Annotated in this window: 26 protein-coding genes and 1 pseudogene; 15 read left to right on the top strand and 12 right to left on the bottom strand. The window is 74.6% G+C overall.

Annotation, left to right across the window (positions count from 1 at the left end; translation table 11 throughout):
- The coding region (locus O4U47_RS28085) for an ROK family protein (RefSeq protein WP_270680996.1) at positions 1-354 on the top strand (354 nt) is incomplete at its 5' end.
- Positions 355-450: 96 nt separating this feature from the next.
- Positions 451-897 (top strand): hypothetical protein, encoded by a 447-nt coding sequence (locus O4U47_RS28080; RefSeq protein WP_270680995.1) that lies wholly within the window; start codon positions 451-453, stop codon positions 895-897.
- Positions 898-943: 46 nt separating this feature from the next.
- On the opposite strand, the gene O4U47_RS28075 is transcribed toward O4U47_RS28080, so the two are convergent.
- Together O4U47_RS28075 and O4U47_RS28070 are read right to left on the bottom strand one after the other, a co-directional pair.
- A complete protein-coding gene (locus O4U47_RS28075; protein ID WP_270680994.1) occupies positions 944-2,116 on the bottom strand; it encodes a CoA transferase in 1,173 nt (390 codons plus the stop codon).
- Between the two features lie 24 nt (positions 2,117-2,140).
- A complete protein-coding gene (locus tag O4U47_RS28070) occupies positions 2,141-2,656 on the bottom strand; it encodes an ATP-binding protein (protein WP_270680993.1) in 516 nt (171 codons plus the stop codon).
- A gap of 271 nt (positions 2,657-2,927) precedes the next feature.
- Between O4U47_RS28070 and soxR the strand changes: the two genes are divergently transcribed.
- On the top strand, positions 2,928-3,422 hold the full coding sequence (gene soxR / locus O4U47_RS28065) for a redox-sensitive transcriptional activator SoxR (RefSeq protein WP_270680992.1): 495 nt from the start codon (positions 2,928-2,930) through the stop codon (positions 3,420-3,422).
- 421 nt (positions 3,423-3,843) lie between these two features.
- Here soxR and O4U47_RS28060 read toward each other — a convergent pair whose 3' ends face one another.
- From O4U47_RS28060 to O4U47_RS28040, 5 genes are all read right to left on the bottom strand, one after another.
- The gene (locus O4U47_RS28060; protein ID WP_270680991.1) at positions 3,844-4,242 is read right to left on the bottom strand and encodes a VOC family protein; all 399 of its coding nucleotides are present in this window, start codon (positions 4,240-4,242) and stop codon (positions 3,844-3,846) included.
- A gap of 85 nt (positions 4,243-4,327) precedes the next feature.
- Positions 4,328-5,455: an L-talarate/galactarate dehydratase gene (locus O4U47_RS28055; RefSeq protein WP_270680990.1), complete on the bottom strand. Its 1,128-nt coding sequence runs from the start codon at positions 5,453-5,455 to the stop codon at positions 4,328-4,330.
- A 42-nt stretch (positions 5,456-5,497) separates the two neighbouring features.
- On the bottom strand, positions 5,498-7,114 hold the full coding sequence (locus tag O4U47_RS28050) for a tripartite tricarboxylate transporter permease (RefSeq protein ID WP_270680989.1): 1,617 nt from the start codon (positions 7,112-7,114) through the stop codon (positions 5,498-5,500).
- A gap of 28 nt (positions 7,115-7,142) precedes the next feature.
- On the bottom strand, positions 7,143-7,568 hold the full coding sequence (locus O4U47_RS28045; RefSeq protein ID WP_270680988.1) for a tripartite tricarboxylate transporter TctB family protein: 426 nt from the start codon (positions 7,566-7,568) through the stop codon (positions 7,143-7,145).
- 83 nt (positions 7,569-7,651) lie between these two features.
- On the bottom strand, positions 7,652-8,659 hold the full coding sequence (locus O4U47_RS28040) for a Bug family tripartite tricarboxylate transporter substrate binding protein (protein WP_270680987.1): 1,008 nt from the start codon (positions 8,657-8,659) through the stop codon (positions 7,652-7,654).
- A 169-nt stretch (positions 8,660-8,828) separates the two neighbouring features.
- Here O4U47_RS28040 and O4U47_RS28035 point away from each other — a divergent pair, with 169 nt between their 5' ends.
- The 4 genes from O4U47_RS28035 to O4U47_RS28020 all read left to right on the top strand — a co-directional run bounded on the left by O4U47_RS28035 (position 8,829) and on the right by O4U47_RS28020 (position 13,745).
- Positions 8,829-9,731 (top strand): LysR family transcriptional regulator, encoded by a 903-nt coding sequence (locus O4U47_RS28035; RefSeq protein WP_270680986.1) that lies wholly within the window; start codon positions 8,829-8,831, stop codon positions 9,729-9,731.
- 92 nt (positions 9,732-9,823) lie between these two features.
- Positions 9,824-10,762, top strand: a complete 939-nt coding sequence (locus tag O4U47_RS28030; RefSeq protein WP_270680985.1) for a 5-dehydro-4-deoxyglucarate dehydratase — start codon at positions 9,824-9,826, stop codon at positions 10,760-10,762.
- A 38-nt stretch (positions 10,763-10,800) separates the two neighbouring features.
- A complete protein-coding gene (locus O4U47_RS28025) occupies positions 10,801-12,420 on the top strand; it encodes an aldehyde dehydrogenase (NADP(+)) (protein WP_270680984.1) in 1,620 nt (539 codons plus the stop codon).
- The gene (locus tag O4U47_RS28020) at positions 12,417-13,745 is read left to right on the top strand and encodes an enolase C-terminal domain-like protein (protein ID WP_270680983.1); all 1,329 of its coding nucleotides are present in this window, start codon (positions 12,417-12,419) and stop codon (positions 13,743-13,745) included. Before O4U47_RS28025 ends, O4U47_RS28020 begins: the two co-directional genes overlap by 4 nt.
- A gap of 54 nt (positions 13,746-13,799) precedes the next feature.
- Here the strand turns inward: O4U47_RS28020 and O4U47_RS28015 are convergent.
- Both O4U47_RS28015 and O4U47_RS28010 read right to left on the bottom strand, forming a co-directional pair.
- A pseudogene (locus O4U47_RS28015) lies at positions 13,800-13,994 on the bottom strand (hypothetical protein); the annotation flags it as partial.
- A gap of 77 nt (positions 13,995-14,071) precedes the next feature.
- On the bottom strand, positions 14,072-14,608 hold the full coding sequence (locus O4U47_RS28010; RefSeq protein ID WP_270680982.1) for a hypothetical protein: 537 nt from the start codon (positions 14,606-14,608) through the stop codon (positions 14,072-14,074).
- A gap of 220 nt (positions 14,609-14,828) precedes the next feature.
- On the opposite strand from O4U47_RS28010, the gene O4U47_RS28005 reads away from it, so the two are divergent.
- A complete protein-coding gene (locus O4U47_RS28005) occupies positions 14,829-15,794 on the top strand; it encodes an alpha/beta fold hydrolase (protein WP_270680981.1) in 966 nt (321 codons plus the stop codon).
- Positions 15,791-16,699: an SDR family oxidoreductase gene (locus tag O4U47_RS28000; protein WP_270680980.1), complete on the top strand. Its 909-nt coding sequence runs from the start codon at positions 15,791-15,793 to the stop codon at positions 16,697-16,699. Before O4U47_RS28005 ends, O4U47_RS28000 begins: the two co-directional genes overlap by 4 nt.
- Before the next feature lie 62 nt (positions 16,700-16,761).
- Here the strand turns inward: O4U47_RS28000 and rnhA are convergent, their stop codons facing one another.
- From rnhA to O4U47_RS27985, 3 genes are all read right to left on the bottom strand, one after another.
- Complete coding sequence (gene rnhA / locus O4U47_RS27995) at positions 16,762-17,220, bottom strand: ribonuclease HI (RefSeq protein WP_270680979.1); 459 nt, start codon at positions 17,218-17,220, stop codon at positions 16,762-16,764.
- A 71-nt stretch (positions 17,221-17,291) separates the two neighbouring features.
- Positions 17,292-18,503, bottom strand: coding sequence for an NAD(P)/FAD-dependent oxidoreductase (locus tag O4U47_RS27990; RefSeq protein ID WP_270680978.1), 1,212 nt, complete (start codon positions 18,501-18,503; stop codon positions 17,292-17,294).
- 296 nt (positions 18,504-18,799) lie between these two features.
- Complete coding sequence (locus tag O4U47_RS27985) at positions 18,800-19,774, bottom strand: zinc-dependent alcohol dehydrogenase family protein (RefSeq protein WP_270680977.1); 975 nt, start codon at positions 19,772-19,774, stop codon at positions 18,800-18,802.
- Positions 19,775-19,946: 172 nt separating this feature from the next.
- Here O4U47_RS27985 and O4U47_RS27980 point away from each other — a divergent pair, with 172 nt between their 5' ends.
- From O4U47_RS27980 to O4U47_RS27955, 6 genes are read left to right on the top strand one after another with little or no spacing between them, the layout of a single operon-like run.
- Positions 19,947-20,384 carry an acyl-CoA thioesterase gene (locus O4U47_RS27980; protein ID WP_270680976.1) on the top strand — a complete coding sequence of 146 codons (438 nt, stop codon included), beginning with the start codon at positions 19,947-19,949 and terminating at the stop codon, positions 20,382-20,384.
- Positions 20,381-21,130 carry an energy-coupling factor ABC transporter ATP-binding protein gene (locus tag O4U47_RS27975; RefSeq protein WP_270680975.1) on the top strand — a complete coding sequence of 250 codons (750 nt, stop codon included), beginning with the start codon at positions 20,381-20,383 and terminating at the stop codon, positions 21,128-21,130. Before O4U47_RS27980 ends, O4U47_RS27975 begins: the two co-directional genes overlap by 4 nt.
- On the top strand, positions 21,127-21,774 hold the full coding sequence (locus O4U47_RS27970) for an energy-coupling factor transporter transmembrane component T family protein (protein ID WP_270680974.1): 648 nt from the start codon (positions 21,127-21,129) through the stop codon (positions 21,772-21,774). Before O4U47_RS27975 ends, O4U47_RS27970 begins: the two co-directional genes overlap by 4 nt.
- Positions 21,771-22,352 (top strand): biotin transporter BioY, encoded by a 582-nt coding sequence (locus tag O4U47_RS27965; RefSeq protein ID WP_270680973.1) that lies wholly within the window; start codon positions 21,771-21,773, stop codon positions 22,350-22,352. Before O4U47_RS27970 ends, O4U47_RS27965 begins: the two co-directional genes overlap by 4 nt.
- A gap of 43 nt (positions 22,353-22,395) precedes the next feature.
- The gene (locus O4U47_RS27960; RefSeq protein ID WP_270680972.1) at positions 22,396-24,009 is read left to right on the top strand and encodes an AMP-binding protein; all 1,614 of its coding nucleotides are present in this window, start codon (positions 22,396-22,398) and stop codon (positions 24,007-24,009) included.
- Positions 23,972-25,189, top strand: coding sequence for a thiolase family protein (locus O4U47_RS27955; RefSeq protein WP_270680971.1), 1,218 nt, complete (start codon positions 23,972-23,974; stop codon positions 25,187-25,189). Before O4U47_RS27960 ends, O4U47_RS27955 begins: the two co-directional genes overlap by 38 nt.
- Positions 25,190-25,563 lie beyond the last annotated feature (374 nt).

The raw sequence follows: 25,563 nt of genomic DNA, 5'->3' as shown, positions 1-25,563 counted from the left end.
CCCGCCCCCACCGCCCTCACCGACGCCGTCCGCACCACCGCCCACAACGCCCACAACGGCGACCCCCGCACCCTCCACGCCCTCACCCGAGCCGGACACCGCCTCGGCCAAGGCTGCGCCATCCTCGCCAACCTCCTCGACCCCGCCGCCATCATCCTCGGCGGCTACTACACCGACCTCGCCCCCTGGCTCCTCCCACCCGCACGCACCACCGCCCGCACCCACACCCACGCCCCACCCGCACACGACCTCATCCACCCCTCCACCCTCGGCCTCACCGCCGCGGCCAAAGGCGGAGCCGCCGCCGTCCTCACCGCCCTCGAAGAAGGCCGCATCCCCCTCACCCCCGCATAACCCCCGCACACAAAAAACCCCGGGGCCCACCACCCCGGGGAGAACACACCACGACCACGCCCACAACCCCCGCGAGCCCGAACGAAGGAAACGACCATGACGACCGTCACCGGCGAAGCAGCCCTCCTACTGGACGTACTCGGGCACCGAAAAGGCGACCGCCGGATCCTCGACGCCATCGCCCTACTCGGCCCCCAAACGGAGAGAGAGGACTTCGACTTCGACGGCGAGAAGTCCACCTACCTCATCTTCAAACCCGCCGGCACCGACCTGCTCTTCGAAAACGACGTCCTGGTGTCGATCACGGTGCGAACACACCACGACGACCACGACCCCGACTACGCCCCGTACCCGCGCCCCAAAGCACTGATCGACGGACTACCACCTACCGCCACCCGCGCCGAAACCGCCGCCCTCCTCGGCCCCCCGGAGCGCACCGGACCCAATTTCGACCGGTACGAGGCCAACAAGCGTTACCTGCACTTCGAATTCGAACCCAACGGCAGAATCAGCAAGCTTTCGGCACTGCTCGAACCGATCTGACCCGGATCCACGACTGCCCGCCGAGGTGTGCGCGGCCACGACATGATCAGACTCCCGAAACCCACACCGCCCGATCACCGCCCCACACCCCCGGCCCACACGCCCAATCCACCGGACCACCCACCACCCCCAACGGCGACAGCACATACCGCACCCGCCCATACGGCGTCACCCGCCCCGCCATCCACGCACCCGGCTCGAACACCCCCTCACCCACAGGCGCGCCCTCCACCCCCCGCAACAACCACCGAGCCGTCCCCGCCAACGACAACCGCACCTCACGCCCCCGACCGTCCCCCTCACGGTCCGCCAACGCCCGCAACACCCCCGCCGCCACCAGATACCCCGTACCGTGGTCCAACGCCTGCGCCGGAAGCACCCCCGGACGCCCACCACCCCCCGACTCCACCGCCGCGATCCCGCTCGCCGCCTGCACCAGGCTGTCGAACCCCCGACGCCCCGACCACGGCCCCGACCACCCCCACGCGCACAACCGCGCCACCACCAGCCCCGGCCGCCGCGCCATCAGCTCCTCCGTCCCCAACCCCAACCGCTCCAACGCCCCCGGCCGATACCCCGCCACCACCACATCCGCCGACTCCAACAACCCCTCGAACACCGCACGCCCCCCGGCCGACCCCAGATCCACCAGCGCCGACCGCTTCCCCACCCCCGTATCCACATGCCCGAACACGTCCTCCACCGACCCCGGAGCATCCACCCGCAACACGTCCGCCCCCGACAACGCCAACGTCCGCGTCGCCACCGGCCCCGCGATCACCCGCGTCAGATCCAGCACCCGCACCCCCGCAGCAGGCAGCCCGCCGACCCCCAACGCCTCCAACAGCCGCGCCCGATGGTGCGGATAGTTCGCATGCGTGCGCACCCACCCGTCCGCCGCCTCCCAGAACCCCGACAACGGCGCGAACGACCCCCCGGACCGCCCCTCCACCCGCAGATGCCGCTCACTCACGAACGCGGCCGCCACCGCCCCCTCATCGACCCGCACCCCCGGCACCGCACCGCCATTGCGCACCGCCCACAGCTCCGCCGCCGCCAACGAACACGCCCCCACCGAGGCACGCGCCGCCTCCCGCACCGGCAGCACAGCGGGCAGCACACCGCCCGCACCCCGGAACGACACCCCGGCCGCCAACGCCGCGTCCCCGCCGACCGCCGCCCACGCCGCGGCCGTCGCCGCATCCACTCCACGCTCCATGGACCCATCATCGGACCCCGGCGCTCACACCCGGCCGCCGCCCTCCCCCGACGACGGCCCACCGGCCGCCAGCTCGCACCACACCGTGTGCCCCCGCGGATGCGGCGGCACCGTCCCCCCCATCCGCCCGCCGCACAACGCGCTCACGAACCCCAGCCCACGGCCCGACTCCGCCTCCAACCCCGGCACCGCCCCCGAAGCGATCCGCGGCCCCGAACCCGCCCCCGGCCGCGGACCCATGTCCCGCACCTCCAGGCACACCCCGTCCGCCGCCTGCCACAACGACGCCGTGAACACCCCGCCCGGCAGCCCCGACCGCGAATGCCGCACCGCATTGGTGCCCAACTCACTCGCGCACAGCAGCAGCGCCTCGGTCAGCGCCTCCGGATACCCGAAGCCCCCCATCCGCAGGTGCTGGGCCGCCCAGTCCCGCAACACCCCGATGCTCGCCGCCTGCCCCGCGAACGTCAGCTGCCGGTCCGGCTCCCGCCGCCACACACCCGGACCACCGGAATCGGAACGGGACGTCAGCTCGTGCACGGTGTCGACTCCCCGGGGTCAGCAGGCGAGCGGGACCACGGCCCCGGCGCACTGCGGCAGGGGGCGGACCACGGGCACACGACCCCGCCGATCCCCGGAAACGCACGTCGACGCGGGGCTCGGGCACAAATATCGTCCAGCACCGCAGGCCGCGCAACCGGAATCGCGGAACTCGCGCCCCCTGCGCCGAAGCGGCCGCCCGCGGGCCCAGACGGCCCGGTGGACTACCCTCGTCCCCACACGCACGCGCTACGCGCAGGGGAGGCGGCACGTGGCCCAAGAGGCCTGGAAGCGCAAGGAGTTGACCGTCGGCCAGGTGGCCGAGCGCAGCGGCGTGGCCGTGTCGGCCCTGCACTACTACGAGCGCGAAGGGCTCATCCGCAGCCGCCGCACCGCCGGCAACCAGCGCCGCTACGCCCGCGACACGCTGCGCCGCCTCGCCTTCATCAAGGTCAGCCAGCGGGTGGGCATCCCGCTGGCGCGGATCCGCACCGCCCTGGAGAGCCTGCCCGACGAGCGCACCCCGACCGCCGACGACTGGGCGCGCCTGTCCCAGTGCTGGCGCTCGGAGCTGGACGCGCGCATCGACCAGTTGCTGCGGCTGCGCGACGACCTGACCGAGTGCATCGGCTGCGGCTGCCTTTCGCTGAGCCGGTGCGTGCTGTCCAACCCGCGCGACGAACTCGCCGAGGAGGGGCCGGGGCCGCGGCGCCTGCTGGTCCCGGGAATGGAGCACGACGAGGACGGCGAGCGCCAGACCGGCTGAGGGGGAGGGGAGTGGCCCCGCGGCCGCGGATCTGGTGTGGAGAGGGGTCCGGCGGGGGGCGAGGCTTCCTTACCGGCCCGCCCGATTCGGTGGGCCCCCTAAGGCGGCACCGCCCTGTGCGGCTCTGAGCCGGAGTCTCGCGGGGCTTTTCGAGCGCCCGTCACAGGGTGAGGCGAGGTGCCCCGCGAGACCCCGCCCGAGCCCAGGAGGGCAGGTAGGCGGCACCGCCCGTCGATACACCGGCGGTATGTCCGCTATATCCGTTACACGCTTGGGAGTGCGCGCCTTAGAAGATGAGTGCGGCGTTAGCCGCACGATCTGGTTCTTGGTGGACTGTCAGAGGTTCTCTTTGAACCAACGCGGCCTTTATGACGTAGATTTATAAAGGGAGAACGCGCCAAGCGCCCCCGGATCCCATGGCTCAGGCGTCCTTGCGCACCCTGAGCGGGTGGTCGGCGGGTACCTCCACGATGTGCACCACCAGCCCGTCCGGGTCGCTCACCCGCATCTCCACCAGCCCCCACGGCTCCCGCCGCGGTTCGCGCATGATGACGCACCCGCGCTCCGACAGCTCCTGCTGGGCCCGTGTCGCGTCCTCCACCTGCAGCCACAGCTGAGCGGCCTCGGGCTCCGGACGCACCCGGGAACTCCCCGACAACTCCAGGAACCCGCCGCCCAGGAAGAAGACCGTCCCCCACTCCCCTTCCCCGGTGGCGAACTCGCGGTAGACCGCCAGCCCCAGCACGTCCCGGTAGAACGCCAGACTGCGCTCCATATCGGTCGGCCTGATCACGAACCTGCTGCTCAGAACGTTCACCATGGACGCGACTGTAGGCCCCTGCCCCCGCCGGGGCCCAGCCGGGCCGCTCCGGGGGCAGGGGCCTACGACCCGGCTCCCGGAGCGGTCACCGCACCCCGAAGCTCACCGAGGCCGTCGTCCACGCGCGCGCCCGATCGGACAGGGTGACGCCGAGCCCGGGTCGGTCCGGGACGAGCATCCGCCCGTCCTTGGTCTCGAGCCGCTCGTTGAACAGCGGGTCGAGCCAGTCGAAGTGCTCCACCCACGTCTCCCGCGGGTAGCACGCGGCCAGGTGCAGGTGGATCTCCATCGCGAAGTGCGGGGCCAGGTCCAGGCCGCGCTGGTCCGCCAGCGCCATCAGCCTCAGGAACCGGGTGATGCCGCCGACCCGCGGCGCGTCGGGCTGGATGACGTCGCAGGCGGCCCCCTCGATCAGCCGTTCGTGCTCGGCCACCGAGGCCAGCATCTCGCCGGTGGCCACGGGCGTGTCGAGGGCGCGGGTCAGCCGCGCGTGGCCCTCCACGTCGTAGGCGTCCAGCGGCTCCTCGATCCACACCAGGCCGAACTCCTCCAGCCGCCGCCCCATCCGCAGGGCGGTGGCCCGGTCCCACTGCTGGTTGGCGTCGACCATCAGCGGTACGCCGTCGCCGACGTGCTCGCGGACCCCCTGGACCCGCCGCAGGTCCTCGGCGCCGTCCGGGAGGCCCACCTTGATCTTGATGCCGCCGATCCCCTCCTCCAGGGACCGGCCCGCCCGCTCCTTGACCTCCTCCAGCGACGCGTTGAGGAAGCCGCCGGAGGTGTTGTACGCGCGCACCGAGTCGCGGTGCGCGCCGAGCAGCTTGGCCAGCGGCAGCCCGGCGCGCTTGGCCTTGAGGTCGTACAGGGCGACGTCGAACGCCGCCAGCGCCTGGGTGGCCAGACCGGACCGCCCCACCGACGCCCCGGCCCACTCGAGCTCGGTGACCAGCCGCGCGATGTCGTTGGGGTCCTCGCCGATGAGGTTCTCGGCGACCTCGGCCGCGTGGGCGTACTGCCCGGGCCCTCCGGCGCGCTTGGAGTAGGTGAAGCCCAGTCCGTACTGGTCCTGTTCCGTGACGATCTCGGCGAAGAGGAGGACGACCTCGGTCATCGGCTTCTGCCGCCCGGTGAAGACCTTGGCGTCGGAGACGGCCCGGCCCAGCGGCAGCGTGACCGTGGACAGGGTGACCGAACGGATCGAGTCGGCGGGCATGGGGCTCCTTGTCGGTGTGGGGCGGGGGACGGTGCCGGGGACTCAGGTGCGGGAGGGGCCGTCGGCGGGGGCCTCCCGCGCGGAGGACTCCACCGGGCCGGGGCTCTGCCCCGGGCCCGGTTCCGGTCCGGTCGCGGCGGCGCCGGGCCCCTCCGCAGAGGGCGCGCCGGGCGGGCCGCCGTGCCGGGACCGGGCGATCCTCAGCGCGATCGGGGCCAGGAGGACGACCGCGAACACCACCAGCAGCGTCAACGCGATGGGGCGCCCGGCCACCTGTCCGGCGTCGCCGCCGAACATCAGCAGCGAGCGTCGGACGTTGTCCTCCAGCAGCGACCCCAGGACGAAGGCCAGGATCAGCGGGGCGGGGTCGAACCCGTTCTTCTTCATCAGGTAGCCCAGCACGCCGAAGACGACCACCACCATCACCTCGAAGATGCGGTTGCCGATGGTGTAGGCGCCGATGCACACGATCAGCACGACGATGGGCGAGAGGATGGACTGGCGCACGTGCAGGATGCGCACGAACACCCCGATCAGCGGGATGGCCAGCACGAGCAGGACCAGGTTGCCGATGTACATCGAGTTGACCACGCCCCAGAACAGGTCCGGGTCGGTGGCCACCAGCTGCGGTCCGGGGGTGATGCCCTGGATCAGCAGCGCTCCGAACATCACCGCCATGGTCGCGTTGGCGGGGATGCCCAGGGTCAGCAGCGGGATGAACGAGGAGGTCGCCGCCGCGTTGTTGGCCGTTTCCGGCCCGGCCACGCCCTGGATGGCGCCCTGGCCGAAGCGTGTCGGCCCCTTGTTCAGCCGCTTCTCGATGCCGTAGGAGGCCATCGCGGAGACGGTGGCTCCGCCGCCGGGCAGCAGCCCCAGGAAGAACCCCAGGACCCCGCCCCGGGCGATCGGCCCCGCCATGCGCTTCATGTCGGCCCTGGTCGGCAGGATCTTGTCCGCCGTCATGAGCGCGGCGCCCCCGCCGCGGCGGCGCTCCAGGCCGTAGAGGATCTCCGCCAGGCCGAACACGCCCATGGCGATCGGCACGAACTGCAGACCGTCGGTGAGCTCCAGGCTCCCGGCCGTGTAGCGCAGCTCGCCGGTGAAGCCGTCGCGCCCGACCGTGGCCAGCAGCAGCCCGGCCGCGGCGGCGGCGAACGCCTTGGACTTGGTGCCGTTGCTGATGGTGGCGACCAGCAGGATGCCCAGCAGGGTCAGGGCGGCGTACTCCGGCGGGCCGAAGGCCAGCGCGAAGTCCGCGATGACCGGGGCGATCAGGGTCAGCACGACGATGGCGACCGTGCCGCCGGCGAAGGAGGCGATGGCGCCCGCGCCGAGCGCCTTGCCCCCCTCGCCCTTCCGGGCCATGGGGTAGCCCTCCAGCGCGGTGATCGCCGAGGAGGTCTCACCGGGCAGTTTCAGCAGCACGGCGGTGACGGTGCCGCCGTAGATCGCGCCGTAGAAGATGCCGGCGAGCATGATGATCGAGGGGACCGCGTCCATGCCGTAGGTCAGCGGCAGCAGGATCGCGATGGTGGCGGCCGGCCCCAGGCCCGGCAGGACGCCGATGACCATGCCGACGACGACGCCGAGCAGGCAGAACAGCAGGTTCTGGGGCTCGAAGACGACCGCGAACCCCTCGAGGACCGGGGTGAAATCCATGGTGAACCGCTTTTCGGAGGGTCGGGGGTCAGAACAGGCGGGGCAGCGGGACGGCCAGCGCGGAGACGAAGACGGCGTAGAAGACGGCCACCGCCGCCGCGGCGAGCGGCACCGACAGCCGGAGCCGCTCCCCGCCCAGCGCGCTCATCCAGGCCACGAGCAGCACGAAGGAGGGGATCTCGAAGCCGATCAGGGGGATGAGCGCGGCGGCCCCGGCGATTCCGGCGACGGCGGCCGCCACCCGCAGGCCGTCCTTCGTCAGCCGCTCGGCGTCGGCGTAGTGGCCGGAGCGGACCATGATGAACAGCCCGAGCACGACGAGCACCGTCGACACGATGGAGGGCCACGTGCCGGAGCCGGGCTGGGACAGCGAGCCGAAGCCCAGGTCGAGCGCGACGACGAGGGCGCCGGCCCCGAGGGCCGCTACGGCGGCGCCGCACACCAGGTGCCTCACGCGGCCGGCCCTCGCGGCGGTGTCGGATCCGTCCCCGGGGACGGCCTCCGTGCCTGGGCCCGCGGTGTCGTCGGCGGCGCCCGTCATTCGCCGGCCTCGCCGAGCTCCAGGCCGCTCTCCTCGACCTGCTGGGCGTACTCGTCGGCCAGCCGGGCCCACTCCTTCTCGACCTCTTCGCCGGAGATCTCCACGGGCGTGAGGTAGTTCTCCTCGTTGAACCGCTTGTACTCCTCGGAGGCGGTGATCTCCTCCAGGCCCTTGCGCAGGGTGTCCTTGACCTCCTTGGGGGCGCCCTCGGGCAGGGCGACGGCGCGGTACTGCGCCACGGGGACGTCGTAGCCCTCCTCCTTGGCGGTGGGCACGTCCTCCAGGTAGGCGTTGCGCTCCTCGGAGAAGATCGTGATCGGGGTGATGGTGCCGGCCTCGATCTGCGGCATCGCCTCGCCCACCTGGATGGTGGCCACGTCGACCTGTCCGCCCATCACGGCGGTCAGGGCCGGGGACCCGCTGTCGAAGGGCACCTCCCGGCCCTCGATGCCGGCCTGGTCGAACAGCAGGAGCTGGGCCAGCTGGCTGCCGGTGCCGATGCCGGCGGTGCCGTAGGTGATGTCGCCGCTGTCGGCGACCACGTCCTCGACCGTCTCGTAACCGGTGTCGGCGTTGGCGACCATGATGTAGTCGTCCCGGGACAGGCCCATGACCACGTCGAGGTCGTCCAGGGTCACGGCCTCCTCCTCCGGGACCACCAGCGAGGTGATGGTCATGAGGGAGGCGTTGAGCAGCACGATCCGCTGGCCGTCGGGGTCGGATTCGGCGACCTGCTGCGTGGCGATCGCGCCGTTGGCGCCGGGCTGGTTCTCCACCGGCATGGACACGCCGAGCGCGCCCTTCGACCCGTCGGCGACGGCGCGCGCGATCCGGTCGGTGCTGCCGCCGGCGTCCTGCCCGACGACCATGGAGATGGGACCCGACGGATAGGAGCCGCCTCCGGCGGAGCCGTCGGTGACCGCACCGCAGGCGGCCAGGGTCGCGCACAGTCCGCCGGCCGCGACGGCGGTGAGCGGGCCGCGGGAACGCGGGGACCAAGGCATGGGGGCCTCCTCGGGAGAGCGTGGCGCGGGGGTGCCCAGGGGGAGTCACACGCCACTGTGGCCGCTGCCACATCGTCTGAATTTCCATAAGACTAGAGATCAGGGGAAATACCTGTCTAAGCCATCTTTCGTATAGGTTGATACCTTCCGTGCATCGATGGAGGGCGGCATGCTCACGCTCGACCAGGCCCGCGCGTTCGTCGCGGTCGCCGAGGAGCTCCACTTCGGACGGGCCGCCGACCGGCTGCGCATGACCCAGCCCCCGCTGAGCAGGCAGATCCAGAAGCTGGAGAAGGCCCTGGGGGTCACCCTGCTGCTGCGCGGCCCCCGCGGCGCGGCCCTCACCGCCGCCGGGGAGGCCTTCCGCGACGAGTGCCGCCGGCTCCTGGACATGGCCGAGCGCGCCCCGCGGCGGGCCCAGCTGATCGCCTCCGGGCAGGTCGGCCTGGTCCGCCTGGGCTACACCGCCGCCTCCAGCTTCAGCGTGCTCGGCCCGGTCCTCGCGCGGATCAAGGACGCCCTGCCCGGCGTGGCGGTCGAACTGCACGAGATGGTCACCGCCCAGCAGCTGGAGGCGATGCGCAGCGGCGCGATCGACATCGGCCTGGCCCGCCCGCCGTTCCCCCCCGAGGGCGTGGAATCGGCCCCGCTGCTCACCGAGCCCCTGGTGGTGGCCGTACCGGCCGGGCACCGCCTGTCCCGGCGGGGCACCCCCGTGTCCGGGCGCGAGCTGCGCGACGAACCCATGATCACCTACTCCGCCGACCAGGCCCGCTACTTCAGCGACCTGGTGGCCGACCTCGTCGAGGTCCGCGCCGACCAGGTGACGCACACCGCCGCCCAGATCCTCACCCTGGTCGCGCTCGTGGGCGCCGGGCACGGCGTGGCGCTGGTGCCCCGGTCCACCCGGCAGCTGGGCATGCCCGGCGTCGAGATGGTCCCCCTGCGGGAGTCCCCCGCCGACGCGGTGCGGCTGCACGCCGTGTGGCCCGAGGCCTCCACCAACCCCGCCCTGCACCGGGTGCTCCCGCTGCTGCGGGAACCGCTCGACACCGCGCAACCGATGCAGTGAAGGTATCGCCCTATACGAAGATCAGCTTGGACACGCATCGAAGGATGTCCCTAGCGTGAAGGCACCCCGTTCCCTTCCCGTGGAGGTCCTCGATGTCCGACTACACCCCCGCCGAACTCGCGGGCGTCCTGCGGGACGGGCTGCTGTCCTTCCCGGTGACCCCGTTCACCCGGGACCTCGCGGTCGACGAGGCCGCCCTCGCCGCCCACCTGGAGTGGCAGTCGGGCTTCGCCATCGGGGGCCTGTTCATCGCGGGCGGCACCGGCGAGGGCTTCTCGCTCACCCCGCAGGAGCACCGGACGGTCACCAGGGCCGCCGTGGCCACCGTCCGCACCGGCGTGCCCGTCCTCAGCTCGGCGGGCGGCAACACGGCCCAGGCCCTGGCACTCGCCCGCCAGGCCGAGGAGGCCGGCGCCGACGGCCTGCTCCTGCTGCCGCCCTACCTGACCGAGACCACCCAGGAGGGGCTGCACGACCACGCCGCCGCCGTCCTGCGCGCCACCCGGCTCGGAGTGATCCTCTACAACCGCGCCAACGCCGTCTACGCCGCCGACACCGTCACCCGGCTGGCGCAGGCCCACCCCAACCTCATCGGCTTCAAGGACGGCAACGGCGACCTCGAACAGCTGGCGCGCGTGCTGTCGGCCAACGGCGACCGGCTCTTCTACCTCGGCGGCCTGCCCACCGCCGAGACGTTCGCCCTGCCGCTGCTGCAACTGGGCCTGAGCACCTACTCCTCGGCGATGTTCAACTTCGCGCCCGAGTTCGCCCTGGAGTTCTACCGGGACGTCCGGGCCCAGGACCGCGCCGCCGTGCAGCGCAGGCTCACCGACTTCGTGCTGCCCTACCTGGACATCCGCGACCGCGGCAACGGGTACGGGGTGTCCATCGTCAAGGCCGGGATGCGCGCCGTCGGCCGCGACGCCGGACCGGTGCGCCCGCCCCTGCGCGACCTGTCCCCGGCCGAGCAGGAGCGGCTGAACACGCTGGTCGCCACCGTCACCGCCCCCGCCACCGCCGTCGACGCCTGACCCGGCGCCCCGGCCCCGACCACGAAACCACAGGAGCCATGCCCACACCGACCGAACCCGCCCGCCACTCGCTGATCGCCGGGGAGCCCGTCCCCGGCACCGCCGGGACCGTCTGGGCCCACGACCCGGTCCGCGACACCCCCACGGGCCCGGAGTTCACCCTGCTCGACGACGACCAGGTGGCAGCGGCCGCCCAGGCCGCCGACGAGGCGTTCGGCCCCTACCGCCGCACCACGCCCCAGGCGCGCGCGGCCTTCCTGGAGACCGCCGCCGACCGCATCGAAGCCGCCGGAGGGGAGATCACCGCCACCGCCGCGCGCGAGACCGGGCTGGCCCCCGCCCGGCTGCAGGGGGAACTCGGCCGCACCGTGAACCAGCTGCGGCTGTTCGCCCGCCTGTGCCGCACCGGCGACCACCACGGGGTGCGCATCGAGCCGGCCCTTCCCGACCGCGCCCCGCTGCCCCGCCCCGACCTGCGCCGGCGCACCCTGCCGCTGGGACCGGTCGCGGTCTTCGGCGCCTCCAACTTCCCCCTGGCCTTCTCCGTGGCCGGCGGCGACACCGCCTCGGCCCTGGCCGCGGGCTGCCCCGTGGTGGTCAAGGCCCACAACGCCCACCCGGCCACCGGCCTGCTCGTGGCCCGGGAACTGTCGGCGGCCGCCGCCGACCACGGCCTGCCCGCCGGGGTCTTCTCCCTCGTCTACGGCCCCGGCACGGCCGTCGGCCGGAGCCTGGTCTGCGACCCGCGCATCAAGGCCGTCGGCTTCACCGGCTCACGCGGCGGCGGCACCGCGCTCATGGCCGCCGCCGCGGCGCGCGAGGTCCCCATCCCCGTCTACGCCGAGATGAGCTCGGTCAACCCCGTCTTCGTGCTGCCCTCGGCCGCCTCCGGCGACCGCGGCGCCCTGGCCGAAGGGTTCACCGCCTCGCTCAACGGCTCGGCCGGACAGCTGTGCACCGCCCCCGGCCTGCTGTTCGTCCCCGACGGCGCCGACGGCGACGACCTCGTCGCCCGCATCGGGGACACGCTCTCGGCCGCCGACGGGCAGACCATGCTCACCCCGTCGATCCGCTCCGCGCGCGCGGAGGGCGAGGACCGGCTCGCCGCGACCGCCGGGGTGTCCCGGGCCGCCCTGGGCCGCACCGGCGCCGGCCCCAACGCCCCGGCCCCCGCCGTCTACTCCACCGACGCCGCCACCTTCGCCGCCACCCCCGGGCTGGCCGATGAGGTCTTCGGCGCCGTCTGCCTCATCGTCCGCTACCGCTCGGCCGACCGGCTGCCGCCCCTGGCCCACGCCCTGGAAGGACAGCTGACCGCCACACTCTGGCTCGACGCCGACGCGCACGCCGAGGACGCCGCGGTCGCGGACCTGCTGGAGGCCCTCGAACTGCGCGCGGGCCGGATCCTGGTCAACGGCTGGCCCACCGGCGTCGACGTGGGCGACGCCATGGTGCACGGCGGCCCGTTCCCGGCCACCTCCGACGGGCGCTCCACCTCCGTCGGCGCGGCGGCCATCGAGCGCTTCCTGCGGCCGGTGGTCTACCAGAACCTCCCGGAGCCGCTGCGCCCCGCACCGGTGCGCGACGACAACCCCTGGAACGTGACCCGCCGCATCGACGGCACCACCACCCCGGCGGAGCGAGGAGACACCGCATGAGCGCACACGGACCCCGCGTGGCCCGGGTCGAGGTCGTTCCGGTCGCCGGGCACGACTCGATGCTGCTGAACCTGTCCGGGGCGCACGCCCCCTGCTTCACCCGCAACATCGTCATCGTCACCGACGACGAGGGCCGCACGGGGCTCGGCGAGGTCCCCGGCGGCGAGGCGATCACCGCCACGCTGCGCGAGGCCGGTGACCGCATCACCGGCCGGCCCGTCGCCCGGTTCCGCTCGACCCTGCGGGAGGTCGCCGACGCCTTCGCCGACCGCGACGCGGGCGGGCGCGGCGAGCAGACCTTCGACCAGCGCACCACCGTGCACACCGTGACCGGGCTGGAGTCCGCCCTCCTGGACCTGCACGGCCAGGAGCTGGGCGTCCCCGTGGCCGAACTCCTGGGGACGGGACAGCGGCGCCCCGGCGTCCCCGTGCTGGGGTACCTGTTCTTCGTCGGGGACCCCGACGCCACCGACCTGCCCTACCTGCGCGAGGACACCGGCGACGAGTGGGAGCGCCTGCGCCGGGAGAAGGCCATGGACGCCGACGCCGTGGTGGCCCTGGCGCGGGCCGCCCAGCGGCGGTACGGCTTCCGCGACTTCAAGCTCAAGGGCGGTGTCCACGACGGCGGCACAGAGGTCGACGTCATCACCGCCCTGCACGACGCCTTCCCCGAGTCGCGGATCACCCTGGACCCCAACGGCGGGTGGCCCCTGGAGGAGGCGATCGGCCACGGGCGGCGGATGCGCGGCGTGGCCGCCTACGCCGAAGACCCCTGCGGGGCCGAGGGCCGGTTCTCGGCCCGCGAGGTGATGGCGGAGTTCAAGCGGGCCACCGGGCTGCCGACGGCGACCAACATGTGCGCCACCGACTGGCGGGAGCTGTCCCACGCCCTGCGCGGTGCCGCCGTGGACATCCCGCTGGCCGACCCCCACTTCTGGACCATGGCCGGGTCGGTGCGCGTCGCCCAGCTGTGCCACGACTCCGGCCTGACCTGGGGCTCGCACTCCAACAACCACTTCGACATCTCCCTGGCGATGTTCACCCACGTCGGCGCGGCGGCGCCCGGCGAGATCACCGCCCTGGACACCCACTGGATCTGGCAGGACGGCCAGCGGCTCACCCGGGACCCGCCGCGGATCCGCGACGGCGCCGTGGCGGTGCCGGACGCGCCGGGGCTGGGGGTGGAGCTGGACCGCGAGCGCCTCGACGCCGCCCACGAGCTGTACCTGAAGCAGGGCTTGGGCGCGCGCGACGACGCGGTGGCGATGCGGTACCTGATCCCGGGCTGGGAGTTCGACCCCAAGCGCCCGTGCATGGTGCGCTGAGCCGGACGCACGAGGGGGTGGGGCGGCGGTTCCCTGATCCTGCTCGCCGGGTGGCGGGCCGCCCGCGTCGCGGTAGCGGTCGGCCCACCGGCGGGCATGGCTGACCTGGAAGCGCTCGGCGGCCCGGCGCGGGGGCCATCCGTCATCGACCACGCAGCGGGCCAGGGCCAGGCGCCCGGCGGGGGTGAGTTTGGCGTTGGCACGGTTAGTGTGGGGCGTCCAGGGCCTTCCGGGGCGGTGGGACGTCAGACATCCACACCGATACAGGAGGCCCTCTTTCGCGTGTTGGCCGGGGGCGCCGTCACCAACCTCCGTGGTCAGTACACCTAGCCCCGGCCGCGCATCGGTTCCAGCCGCGCCGCGTCCCGCACGCGCTCCAGCCGTACCGGCCCCGGCCCGGGAGCCGGGGTGTACACGCGCACCAGAACGCCCTCCTCGGCCTCGGCGGCCGCCACCCAGCACATCCCGGTGGCCAGCACCACCGCCTCCACCGGCCGCCCGTCGACGGCCAGCTCCGCGCGGGACCAGCGCGCGTCCTCCCCCAGTGACAGGGCGTCGCGCCCCTGCGGGTCGCGCATCCGGCGCTCCATCAGCGCCCGCTCGGCGCACAGCCCCCGCAGCGCGCGCTCCCCCGCCGCCTCCGGGCCGTCCCAGACCCTGGTGGCGACCTCGACGTCCGGGCCGGTGTCCACCCCCTCGGGCGTGGACCCGAAGTCGACGACCGCCCGCAGCGGCGTCCCCGCCACCGGATCGGTCGTCACCGAGCTCACCCGCCCGGCCCGCTTCTCCCCCTCGGGCACGTACAGGGCGATCGCCGCGACCAGCCCCGCCGTCCCCCGGCCCTGTCCGTCCGCCGTGTCCATCACCGGCGCATCCTACGGCTCCCGTCCGCGGCGCCGCCAACCCGCGCACCGGGCGCGGCCGAGGGCGGCGGCGCCCCGCCGCCCCTGCGGAATCCCGACGAACTCTTCCAATGACCATTGTCATGGTCTACGCTCGGGCGACACACCGACCGACTCGTCGGTAACAACCCGTGCACCCCGACCCCCGCCCGCCCCCCGCGGACGCCACTGAGGAGCCGACATGACCCCCCAACGGCACCAGCGCACCGTCGAATCCGCCGACGGCACCCTCCTCAACGTGGAGACCACCGGCCCCGACGACGGCCCCGTCCTCGTCCTGGTCCACGGCTGGACCTGCGCCACCCCCTTCTGGGCCCCCGTCGTCAACCGCCTGCCCCGGCACGTGCGCACCGTCATGTACGACCAGCGCGGCCACGGCTCCAGCGCCCGCCCCGCCACCGCCGCCGGGTACTCCACCACCGCCCTGGCCGACGACCTGTGCGCCGTCCTGGAGGCCGCCGTCCCCGCCGGCACCCCCGCCGTCCTGGCCGGGCACAGCATGGGCGGCATGACCATCATGTCCGCCTCCCGGCGCCCGGCCGTGCGCGACCGCGCCGCGGCCGCCGCCCTCATCAGCACCGGCAGCAGCCGCCTGCCACACACCTCCACCGTGCTGCCCCTGGGCCCAGACGACAGCGCCTTCCGCGCCGCCGTCCACCGCGCCGCCCTCGGCGCCCCCCTGCCACTGGGCCCGCGCACCCCCCTCACCCGGGCCGCCATCCGCTACATCACCATGGCCCCCGGCGCCGACCGCCGCATGAAGGACGTCACCGCCCGCCTCGTCCACGCCATGCACCCCGTGGCCCGCGCCCGCTGGGGCACGGTCCTGGGCACCCTCGAAGCCGACGAGGGCCTGCGCGCCCTCGACGTGCCCGCCGCCGTCGTCCACGGCACCCGCGACCGCCTCATCCCCTTCCCCCACGCCCCCCGCACCGCCGGGCTCCTGCCCGACTGCCGCACCCTCGTCGAGATCCCCGGCACCGGCCACATGACGCCCCTGGAGGCCCCCGACCGCGTCGCCGCCGTGCTGACCGACCTCATCGACGCCCACCTGCCCGGCCCCGCCTCCCCCGGCACCGCGAACGGCAAGGCGTCCCGCAGCGGCAAGGCCGCCAAGGCCAAGCGCACCCAGGAGGCCGGAGCATGACCCGCACCCACCGCCCCCTCGACGGCCGCACCGCCGTGGTCACCGGCGCCGCACGCGGCCTCGGCGCCCTCCTCGCCCGCAAGCTGGCCGGCCAGGGCGTCCGCGTGGCCCTGGTCGGCCTCGAACCCGACGACCTCAAAGCCGTCGCCGCCGACTGCGGCCCCCACGCCACCCACTGGGAGGCCGACGTCACCGACCGCGCGGCCCTCGCCGAAACCGCCCGCGCCGTCGAAGAGCACCACGGCCGGATCGACATCGTCGTCGCCAACGCGGGCATCGCCACCGGCGGCCCCTTCGGCGACACCGACCCCGACGCCTTCGACCGCGTCATCGAGGTCAACCTGATGGGCAGCATCGCCACCGCGCGCGCGTTCCTGCCCGCCCTGCGCCGCTCCAGAGGCCACCTGCTCCAGGTCGCCTCCCTGGCGGCCCTGACCCCCGCGCCGCTCATGGCCGCCTACTGCACCGGCAAGGCCGGGGTCGAGGCCTTCGTCCACTGCCTGCGCCCCGAAGAGTCCCTGCACGGCGTCACCGCGGGCATCGCCTACCTCTCCTGGACCGACACCGACATGGTGCGCGGCGCCGACTCCGACCCGGCCCTGCGCGAACTGCGCTCCCGGCTCCCCTGGCCGCTCAACCTCACCCACCCCCTGGAACCGGCCGCCGACCGCATCGTCGCCGGGATCGCCCGCCGATCCCCCCACGTCTACGGGCAGGCGTGGCTGCGCGCCCTCCAAGGCGCCCGCGGCGCGCTGCCCTCGGTGGTCGCCGCATTCGGCCCCCGCGAGCTGCGGCGCCTCCAGGACCGCCTGGCCGCAGGGGCCGCCGACCGCCCCCTCGCCGTGGGCGCCGGGGGCCGGGCCGACCTGGCCGCCCGCGCGCGGCGCACCGAACACACCGGCTGAAGAGCCGCCCCGTGGACCGCGGGGTCCGGCCGGCCGCCCGCACCGCGCCCGGACCCCGCGCCTCACACTTCCGCGGCCTCGTCGCGCCCCTGGCAGGCCAGCGCGTCGGCCCGCTCGTTGCCCTCGTCCCCGGCGTGCCCCTTCACCCACCGCCAGTCCACGTCCAGCCGCCCCGCGGCCTCATCCAGCCGCCGCCACAGATCGGCGTTCTTGACCGGCTCCTTGGACGACGTGCGCCACCCGTTGCGCTTCCACCCGTGCACCCAGCGGGTGATGCCGTTGCGCACGTATGTACTGTCGGTGTGCAGCACCACCGGCACCGGGCGGGTCAGGCTCTCCAACGCCACGATCGCCGCCATCAGCTCCATACGGTTGTTCGTCGTCTCCCCTTCGCCCCCGTACAGCTCCTTCTCATGGCGCCCGTACCGCAGCACCACGCCCCACCCACCCGGCCCCGGATTGCCCTTGCACGCACCGTCGGTGTAGACCACCACCGACTCGGGCACCTCGTTCATCGGCATGCCGCGCAATCTACCGCCGCGCCCGGCCGCCCTGGCGGAAACAGCGCTCCTCCCGGCGACCGCGAGAGCGGTCACGCCTCCGCCGCAGCCGTGGCCGCGGCCCCATCCGCGCCCTGGGCGGCCCGGAGCCGCCGCGCGCGCTCGGGGCCGCCGGAGATCCTGTGCAGCCGGTACGAGCCAGGGGCGCGGGCCTCGTCGGCCATGTGCTCCACGGTGCCGCGGCACACCTTCTCCTTCACCCGCGCCCCGAGGCGGCCGCGGATGTGGAACCCCACCGCGACGTCGTACCGGTGGGCGAACTGGAAGATCCCGCCGTGGCGCCCCAGGCTGATGCACTGTCCCGCGAACGCCTGGTTGAGCGGGCCGGGGCGCTTCCCATCGATCCGGCTGAGCACGGTGTCGGCGGCGCGCGCCCCCAGCGGGAGCGCGGCCTGGCAGCTCATCCGCAGCGGCATGCCCGAGGGCGCCGCCGAGTCGCCCGCGGCGACGATGCGCTCGTCGTCCACGCTCGTCAGCGTCTCGTCGGTGAGCAGGCGCCCGTCCCCGTCGGTGCTCAGCCCGCTGCGCGCGGCCAGGTCCGGAACGGCGAAGCCGACGCTCCAGACGGTCACCCGGCTGGGGACCTCCCGGCCGTCGCCGAGCCGCACGGCGCCGGCGGTCACCTCCACCACGGAGGTGCCGGGACCCCGCAGTACCGCCACACCGAGCTCGGCCATCCGCCGGGCGACGGTGCGGCGGCCGCGCCGGTGCAGGTAGGGGCCCATCACCCCGCCGCACACCAGGGTCACGCGGCGCCCCTGTTCGGCGAGTTCGGTGGCGGTCTCGATCCCGGTCGGACCGGCCCCCACCACCGTCACCGGGGCGGAGGCGGGGGCGTCCTGGAGGGCCGAACGCAGGCGCCGCGCCTCCTCCAGGCTGGCGAGGGGGCGGGCGTGCTCGGCGGCCCCGGGGACGTCCGGGGCGGCGCTGCCGCTCCCGACCGTGTACACGAGGCGGTCGTAGCCGACCGTGGAGCCGTCCGCCAGTGCGAGGCTGCGCCCGGGTGCGTCGATCCGCTCCACGGTCCCCACCACCGTGCGCACGGTCGGGGCGAGGACGTCGCGGTAGTCGCGGGCGGCGTCGTAGGTGCCGCCCGCCAGCTGGTGGAGGCGGATCCTCTCGACAAAGTTCGGGCGCGGGTTGATCAGAGTGACGGCCACGTCGCTGCGGCTGGTCAGCCGGTTGGCGGCCATGATTCCGGCGTATCCGCCGCCGATCACGACGGCCTCGGTCCCGTCGGCCATGGTGTCCTCCCGTTCGTCATGGGGGTTCGCCCCTCAAGACGCCGGGCGCCCGGCCCCTGTGACACGTCTGCGGGGCGCGCCTCTCGCTTGAGGGAGGAGCCATGGAGGTGAGGGCGGCGTAGCCGCTCCTTCGAATCGATGGGGGTCGGGTCAGCCGAACACCGACGACTTTACGAAGTAGATTCGTATTCGGATGCCGTCGTGCACCGTCGTGCCTCCGACCGGATCAGGGCTGAGCTCGCGGCTTCCCGCCCCGCATCTCCCGCCACGGGCACGGCGGCGGGCGCCGCCGACCGTCACGGCAGCAACAGCACCTTGCCCCTGCCCCCGCGCTCCTGGGCGGCCCGGACCGCCTCGCGCACCCGTTCCAGCGGGAACGACGCCTGCACCGTGGACGCCGCCGCCCCCTCCAGGACCAGCCGCCCCGCCTCGTCCAGCGACTCCTGCACCTCATCGCGCGGCGCGGCGTGCACCCAGTCGCGCAGGCGGAACAGGGCGACGCGCACGTCGGGGCGCCTGCGGGCCAGGTCGCCCGCCAGCGGCAGCCCCGACAGCAGCCCGTAGTGCACCAGGCTCCCTCCCGACCGCAGGGACAGGGCGAGCCGCCCGCCCTCCTCTCCCCCGACGGCGTCGAAGGCCACCTGGGGCCCGCCCCCGGTGAGGCGCGCCAGCTCCTCGGTCCAGCCCGGCCGGTCGGTGGCCACCGCCCCCGCCCACTCCGGGCCCGACACGGCCGGGCGCGAGGCGTCGCCCCGCACCAGCGCCACCGGCCGCACGCCCCGCCGCTGCAGCAGCCGCGCCAGCATGCCGCCGATGGCCGACCCGGCCGCGTTCACCGCGACCGGCCCCGCCCCCGGGCCGGCGGCGTGGGCCCGGACCATGCGCACCGCGGTCAGCGGGTTGATGTAGGACAGTGCCGCCTGCTCGTCGGTCAGCTCCGGCTGCGGGCGGAAGCACCAGCGGGCTTCGGCGGTCTTGACCTGCTGCCAGGCGCCGGGGCTGCCGATGGGCAGCACCCGGTCCCCCTCGCGCAGCCCCTCCACGCCGGGTCCCACGGCGCACACCCGCCCCACGCCCTCGAAGCCGGGGATGTGCGGCAGGGGGGTGCGGGAGGGGTAGGCCCCGGCGATGGCCACCAGGTCGGAGGGGTTGACCGCGGCCGCCGCCATGCGCACCTGCACCTCCCCCTCCCCCGGCGGGCGGGGGGTGTAGTCCTCCACCCCGACCGCCTCGGCGGCCGGGCCGAAGCGGGTGACGACGGCTCTGCGCACGCGTTTCCCTCCCCGAGGGCGCTCGGGGCCCCCTGGTGCTCGTAGTCCGCACCCCAACGTAACGACGGCGGAGGCCGATCGGGTACACAGGGAGTGGCCCCGCCGGTGCGCGGCCGGCCCATGACCACGACGAGGGCGCCCCGGTCGGGCGCCCGCCCGGAGGATCCCGACCATGCGCCTACGCGTCCCCTTCTCCGACGTCGACATGCACGGCAACATGCACAACGGCCGGTACGTCGCCTACGCCGAGGACGCGGTCAACGAGTTCCTGCGCGAGGCCGGGCTCAGCCCCCACTTCGACCCCTCGTCGGCCCGGGCGGCCTACCACGTCAAGAAGGTCGAGGTGGTCTACGAGCGGCCGCTGCGCTTCGGCGACCCCGCCGAGATCTCCGCGCACGTGGCGCGCATCGGGCGCACCAGCCTGACCTTCGCCGTGGTCGCGCACGGCGGGGACGCCCCCGGCGGCGCGGCCGCCCGCGCCGAGGTGGTGTGGGTGTGCGTCGACCCGGACACCCGCCGCCCGGTGCCCGTCCCCGAGCCGACCGCCGCCGCCCTGCGCGCCGCCTCCGGCGCCGGGGCCGACTCCGGCGCCGAGGAGGGGCGGGCGTGACCGCCCCGGCCGGCCCCGCCCCGGGATCGGCGGCCGAGGAGCGGCCGGGCGCCGCCGAGCCGCCCGCCCCCGTGATCGAGCTCCAGGGGGTCGGCGTCGGCTATGACGGGCGGACCGTGCTCAGCGGGCTCGACCTGCGCCTGGCCGAGCGGCGCATCGGCGTCATCGGGCAGAACGGTTCGGGCAAGAGCACGCTCGCGCGGCTGCTCAACGGACTGGTGGTGCCCGACGAGGGGCGGGTGCTCGTCGACGGCCGCGACACCCGCACCGAAGGGCGGCGGGTGCGCTCCGAGGTCGGCTTCGTCTTCCAGAACCCCGACAACCAGATCGTCTTCCCCATCGTCGCCGAGGACATGGCCTTCGGCCTGAAGAACCTGGGGCTGCCCAAGAAGGAGATCCCCGGCCGGGTGGCCGGGGCGCTGGAGTCCTTCGGCATCGGGCACCTGGCCGAGCGGCACAGCCACCTGCTCAGCGGCGGCGAGAAGCAGCTGGTCGCGCTGGCGTCGGTGATGGTGATGCGCCCGCGCACGGTGGTGTTCGACGAGCCCACCACGCTGCTGGACCTGCGCAACCGCAACCGCATCCGCGACGCCGTGGACGCCATGGCGCCCGCCGCCGTGGTCGTCACCCACGACCTGGAGCTGGTGTCGGGCTACGACCGCGTGCTGGTGGTCCACGACGGGGGGATCGCCTTCGACGGGGCGCCCGGCGAGGCGGTGGCCTGGTACAGGGAGCACTGCTCGTGAACACCTCCCTGTACGTCCCGGGGAACACGCCCCTGCACCGGCTGCCCGCCGGGGCGAAGTTCGGCGTGCTCTTCGCCGCGGGGATCGGCCTGTTCCTGCTCGCGCACCCGGGCGTGCTGGGGGCGGCCGCGGCGGTGGCGGCGGTGCTGGTGCTGTCGGCGCGGGCCCCGCTGGCGGCGCTGCGGGCGCGGCTGCTGCCGGTCGGGGTGATGCTGGCGGTCCTGTTCGCCGCCACCGCGCTGCTGCAGGACGTGCCCGCGGCGGTGGTGATGCTGCTGCGGCTCGCGGCGCTGATCCTGCTGGCGCTGGCGGTCACGCTGACCACCCGTCCGGCCGACCTGCTGGAGTTCTTCGAGCGGCTGACCGCCCCGCTGGCGCGGGTGGGCGTGGCCGACCCCGAGCGCATCAGCCTGGGCGTGTCGCTGGTGCTGCGCTTCGTTCCCGAGGTGTTCCGCCGCTTCCAGGAGATCCGGGAGGCCCAGGCCGCCCGCGGCCTGAAGGCCAACCCCGTCGCGCTGCTCGTCCCGCTGATCGTGCGCACGCTGAAGGCCGCCGACGACGTGGCCGACGCGATCGACGCGCGCTGCTATCCGCCCCCGCGCCGCCCCTCGGGCGGCGCCCGCACCGAGGAGAACCCCACGTGAACCGCCCCCAGGAACGCGGGATCACCACCCGGGACGTCGTGCTCGTCGCCCTGTTCGCCGCGATCATCGTGGCGCTGGGCCTGGTCCCGCCGATCACGGTCGGCATCGTGCCGGTGCCCATCACCCTGCAGACGCTGGGGGTGATGCTGGCCGGGGCGGTGCTGGGCCCCGTGCGGGGGGCGCTGGCCTGCGGCCTGGTCGTGCTGTTGACGGCGGTCGGGCTGCCGGTGCTGGCCGGGGGCCGGGGCGGTCTGGGCGTGTTCGCCGGTCCGACCGGCGGCTACCTGGTGGGGTGGATCCCCGGCGCGCTGGTGACCGGGCTGATGGTGAAGTACTGGGCCGCGAAGCTGACCCGCGGGTGGGCCAAGGCCGGGGCGATTCTGGCGGCGTGCGTGGCCGGAGGGATCGTCGTGGTGTACGCGCTGGGGATCCCGTGGCTGTCGGTGAGCAGCGGGCTGCCGCTGCGGGAGGCCGCGCTGGGCGGCATGGTGTTCGTTCCGGGCGACCTCATCAAGGCGGTCGCGGCGGCGCTGGTGGCGCACGGCGTGGCCCGGTCGTACAGCATGGAGCTGAAGTGAGCCCGGAGGGCGCGGGCGCCCGGCCGGTACGGGAGGCCGCGCCGTGCCGCTGAGCGCACGCCTGTTGGAGCACGCCCGGTCGCACCCCGAGCGGGAGGCCTTCACCGTGGCCGGGGAACACGGCGGCTCCATCGGGTACGGCGACCTCGCGCGCCGGGCGGCGGCCGTCTCCGCGGCGCTGCGCGGAGTGTCCGGCCGCCGCGACGGTCTGCTCGCCGTGGGCGCGGGCAACTCCCCCGTCTTCGCCGAGCTGTTCGCCGGGGCCGTCGCCGGGCGCGGGCGCTGCGCGGTGCTCGATCCGGCGTGGCCGCGCGCGCAGGCCGAGGAGGTGCTGCGGCGGCTGCGCCCGGACCTGGTGGCGGCCGACGGGTCGGGGGTGATCGCCGACGCCGCCCGCGCGCTGGGAGTGCCGGTGCTGGAGGCCCCGGGCGATGGAGGCGGCCGCGACCCGCGCCTGGAGGAGGCCCTCGGAACCGCCCCGGAGGACGAGCTGCTCCCCGGGCCCGACGAGACGCCGTTCCTGGTCGGCTTCACCTCGGGCACCTCGGGTCCGCCCAAGGCGTTCCACCGGACGCGGGGCTCGTGGCGGGCGAGTCTGCGCCACGGCGGCGAGGTGTTCGGGATCCGCGCCGAGGACCGCGCGCTGGTGCCCGGCCCCCTCTCCCACGGGCTGGGGCTGTACGCCCTCACCGAGGCCCTGTACGAGGGGGCGAGCTGCATCACCCTGCCCAGGTTCGACGCCGCCGCTGCCCGGAGGGCGCTCACGGGGCACCGCGCCACACGGCTGGTGGTGGTGCCGACGATGCTGCGCGGCCTGGCCGAGGGCGCCCGCGACGACGCCCCGGGCGGCGGCGCGTTCCCCGACGTCGAGTGCGTGGTCAGCAGCGGCGCCCGTCTGGACGCCTCGACCATGCGGCGTGCCATGTCCCAGTTCCCGCGCGCCCATGTGCGCGAGTACTACGGCGCTTCGGAGCTGAGCTTCGTCACCGTGCGCCACACGCCGCCCGGGGCCGACCCTGCGGCCGAGCCCGGGGCGGTGGGCTTCCCCTTCCCCGGGGTGGAGGTGCAGGTGCGCGGGGAGGACGGCGCTCCCCTGCCGCCGGGCCGTACGGGCACGGTGTTCGTCCGGGGGCCGCTGGCCTCCTCTGGATACCTGTGGGGCGACGGCGGAGAAGGGGACGGCGGCGCGGAGCGCCGTCCGTTGAGGGCGGGGGCGGGCGACGGGTCGGGCTTCCGGACGGTCGGCGACTGGGCCACCGTCGGAGACCTGGGGCGGCTGTCCGAGGACGGGGAGCTGCACCTGGCGGGGCGCTCCGGCGGCATGGTGATCACCGGCGGCCACAACGTCCACCCGGGCGAGGTCGAGGAGGCCCTGGCCCGGGTGGAGGGGCTGGACGAGGCGGTCGTGCTCGGACTGCCCGACGACTACCTGGGGCAGGTGCTGGCGGCGGTGGTCTCCGGCCCTGCCGCCGGGCGCCTCACCCGGGCGCGACTGCGCGCCGACTGCGCGGCCCTGCTGCCCCGGTACAAGGTCCCGCGCCGCCTGTGGGCGGCCCGGGAGTGGCCGCTGACCCGCAGCGGGAAGGTCTCCCGCACCGTTCTGGAGGATTGGATCGCCCATGGTGACGCCCGGCTCGTCGCGCTCCCCGATGCCTGAGGACCGCCGCCCGGTGGTGCTGGCCGCGCTGCGCACCCCGGTGGGGCGCGCGGGCGGGGCGCTTGCGCGGGTGCGCGCCGAGGACCTGCTGGCGCCGGTGCTGCGGGCGGTGCTGGCCGAGTCGGGGGCGGCGCCCGGCGACATCGACGACGTGGTGGTCGGCAACGCCGCCGGGGGCGGGGGCAACGTCGCCCGGCTGGCCTCCCTCACCGCCGGCCTTCCGGTGGGGGTGCCCGGGGTGACCGTGGACCGCCAGTGCGGGTCGGGGCTCGAAGCCGTCATGCAGGCCGCGCGGATGGTCGCGGCGGGGGCCGGGGACGCCTACCTGGCCGGAGGCGTGGAGAGCACCAGCACCGCCCCGTGGCGGGCCGAGCGGCCGGACCGGCCGACGGGAATGCCGCGCTTCTACGCGCGGGCGCGGTTCTCCCCTGAGGAGGTCGGCGACCCGGAGATGGGCGAGGCGGCGGAGAACGTCGCGCGCGCCTACGGGGTGACCCGGGAGCGGCAGGACGGCTTCGCGCTGCGCAGCCACCGGCGGGCGGTGGCCGCGGCCGCGGAGGGCAGGTTCGCCGCCGAGACCGTTCCGGTTCCCACGCGCGCGGGCAGGGTGCAGGGCACGGTCGAGCAGGACGAGTGCCCGCGCCCGGACACCTCGGCCGAGGCGCTGGCGCGGCTGCGTCCGGTCTTCGCGGAGGACGGGACGGTGACGGCGGGCAACTCGTGCCCGCTCAACGACGGCGCGAGCGCGATGCTGGTGACGAGCGCGGCGCGGGCCCGTGCCCTGGGAGCGCGGACGGCGCTGGGGTTCGTGGACGCGGCCTCGGCGGGGGTGGACCCGAACCTTCTGGGGATCGGCCCGGTGGAGTCGACGCGCCGCCTGGTGGAGCGGGTCCCGGGGCTGGACGTGCGCACGCCGCGGATCGAGTTCAACGAGGCCTTCGCCGCCCAAGTGCTGGCGAGCCTGGACGAACTGGGCGTCGACGAGGAGTCCGTGAACCCGGACGGCGGGGCGATCGCCCTGGGGCACCCGTTCGGCGCGTCGGGGGCGATCCTGGTGACACGCCTGTACAGCGCCCTGGTGCGCGAGGAGACCGGCGGCGCGGGCGCACAGGGGTTGGCGATGCTGGGCATCGCAGGCGGCCTCGGGCTCACGGCCCTGTTCGAACACATTGAACTCTGACCGTTCGATTCCGGTCCGAACCGCGGGCCGACATGTCTCGAACATCGGAGACGGCCTCCGGCGAATCCTGATCGGCGGCCCTGGCCGCAGCGTCGTCGGCCGCCGGGCGTGTACGTGGTCACCGGGGATGGCGGCGACGGCGAGAGCCCGGCGGTTCCCCGGCCCTGCCTGCCGGGCGCCGGGTCCCTCGTGGGGATTCCAACAACCAGGCGCATCTCGGCGAAGAACAATGTCCGTTCCCTTTGGCGCCGAGCTTCCCGCGCAGCATGGCGTCCAGAATGTTCGGTTTCCGAGGGGGTCGGAAGTGGAACGTGTTCTAGTTTTCGCCGAGTTGCGCCTGGTGGCCGGTATTCAGGCCCGGATACCGGCCACCA

The sequence above is a fragment of the Nocardiopsis suaedae genome (assembly GCF_027706745.1).
Lineage (GTDB): Bacteria > Actinomycetota > Actinomycetes > Streptosporangiales > Streptosporangiaceae > Nocardiopsis_A > Nocardiopsis_A suaedae.
The sequence above is the reverse complement of the archived record's forward strand: the minus strand, read 5'-3'. Positions and strand labels throughout refer to the sequence as shown.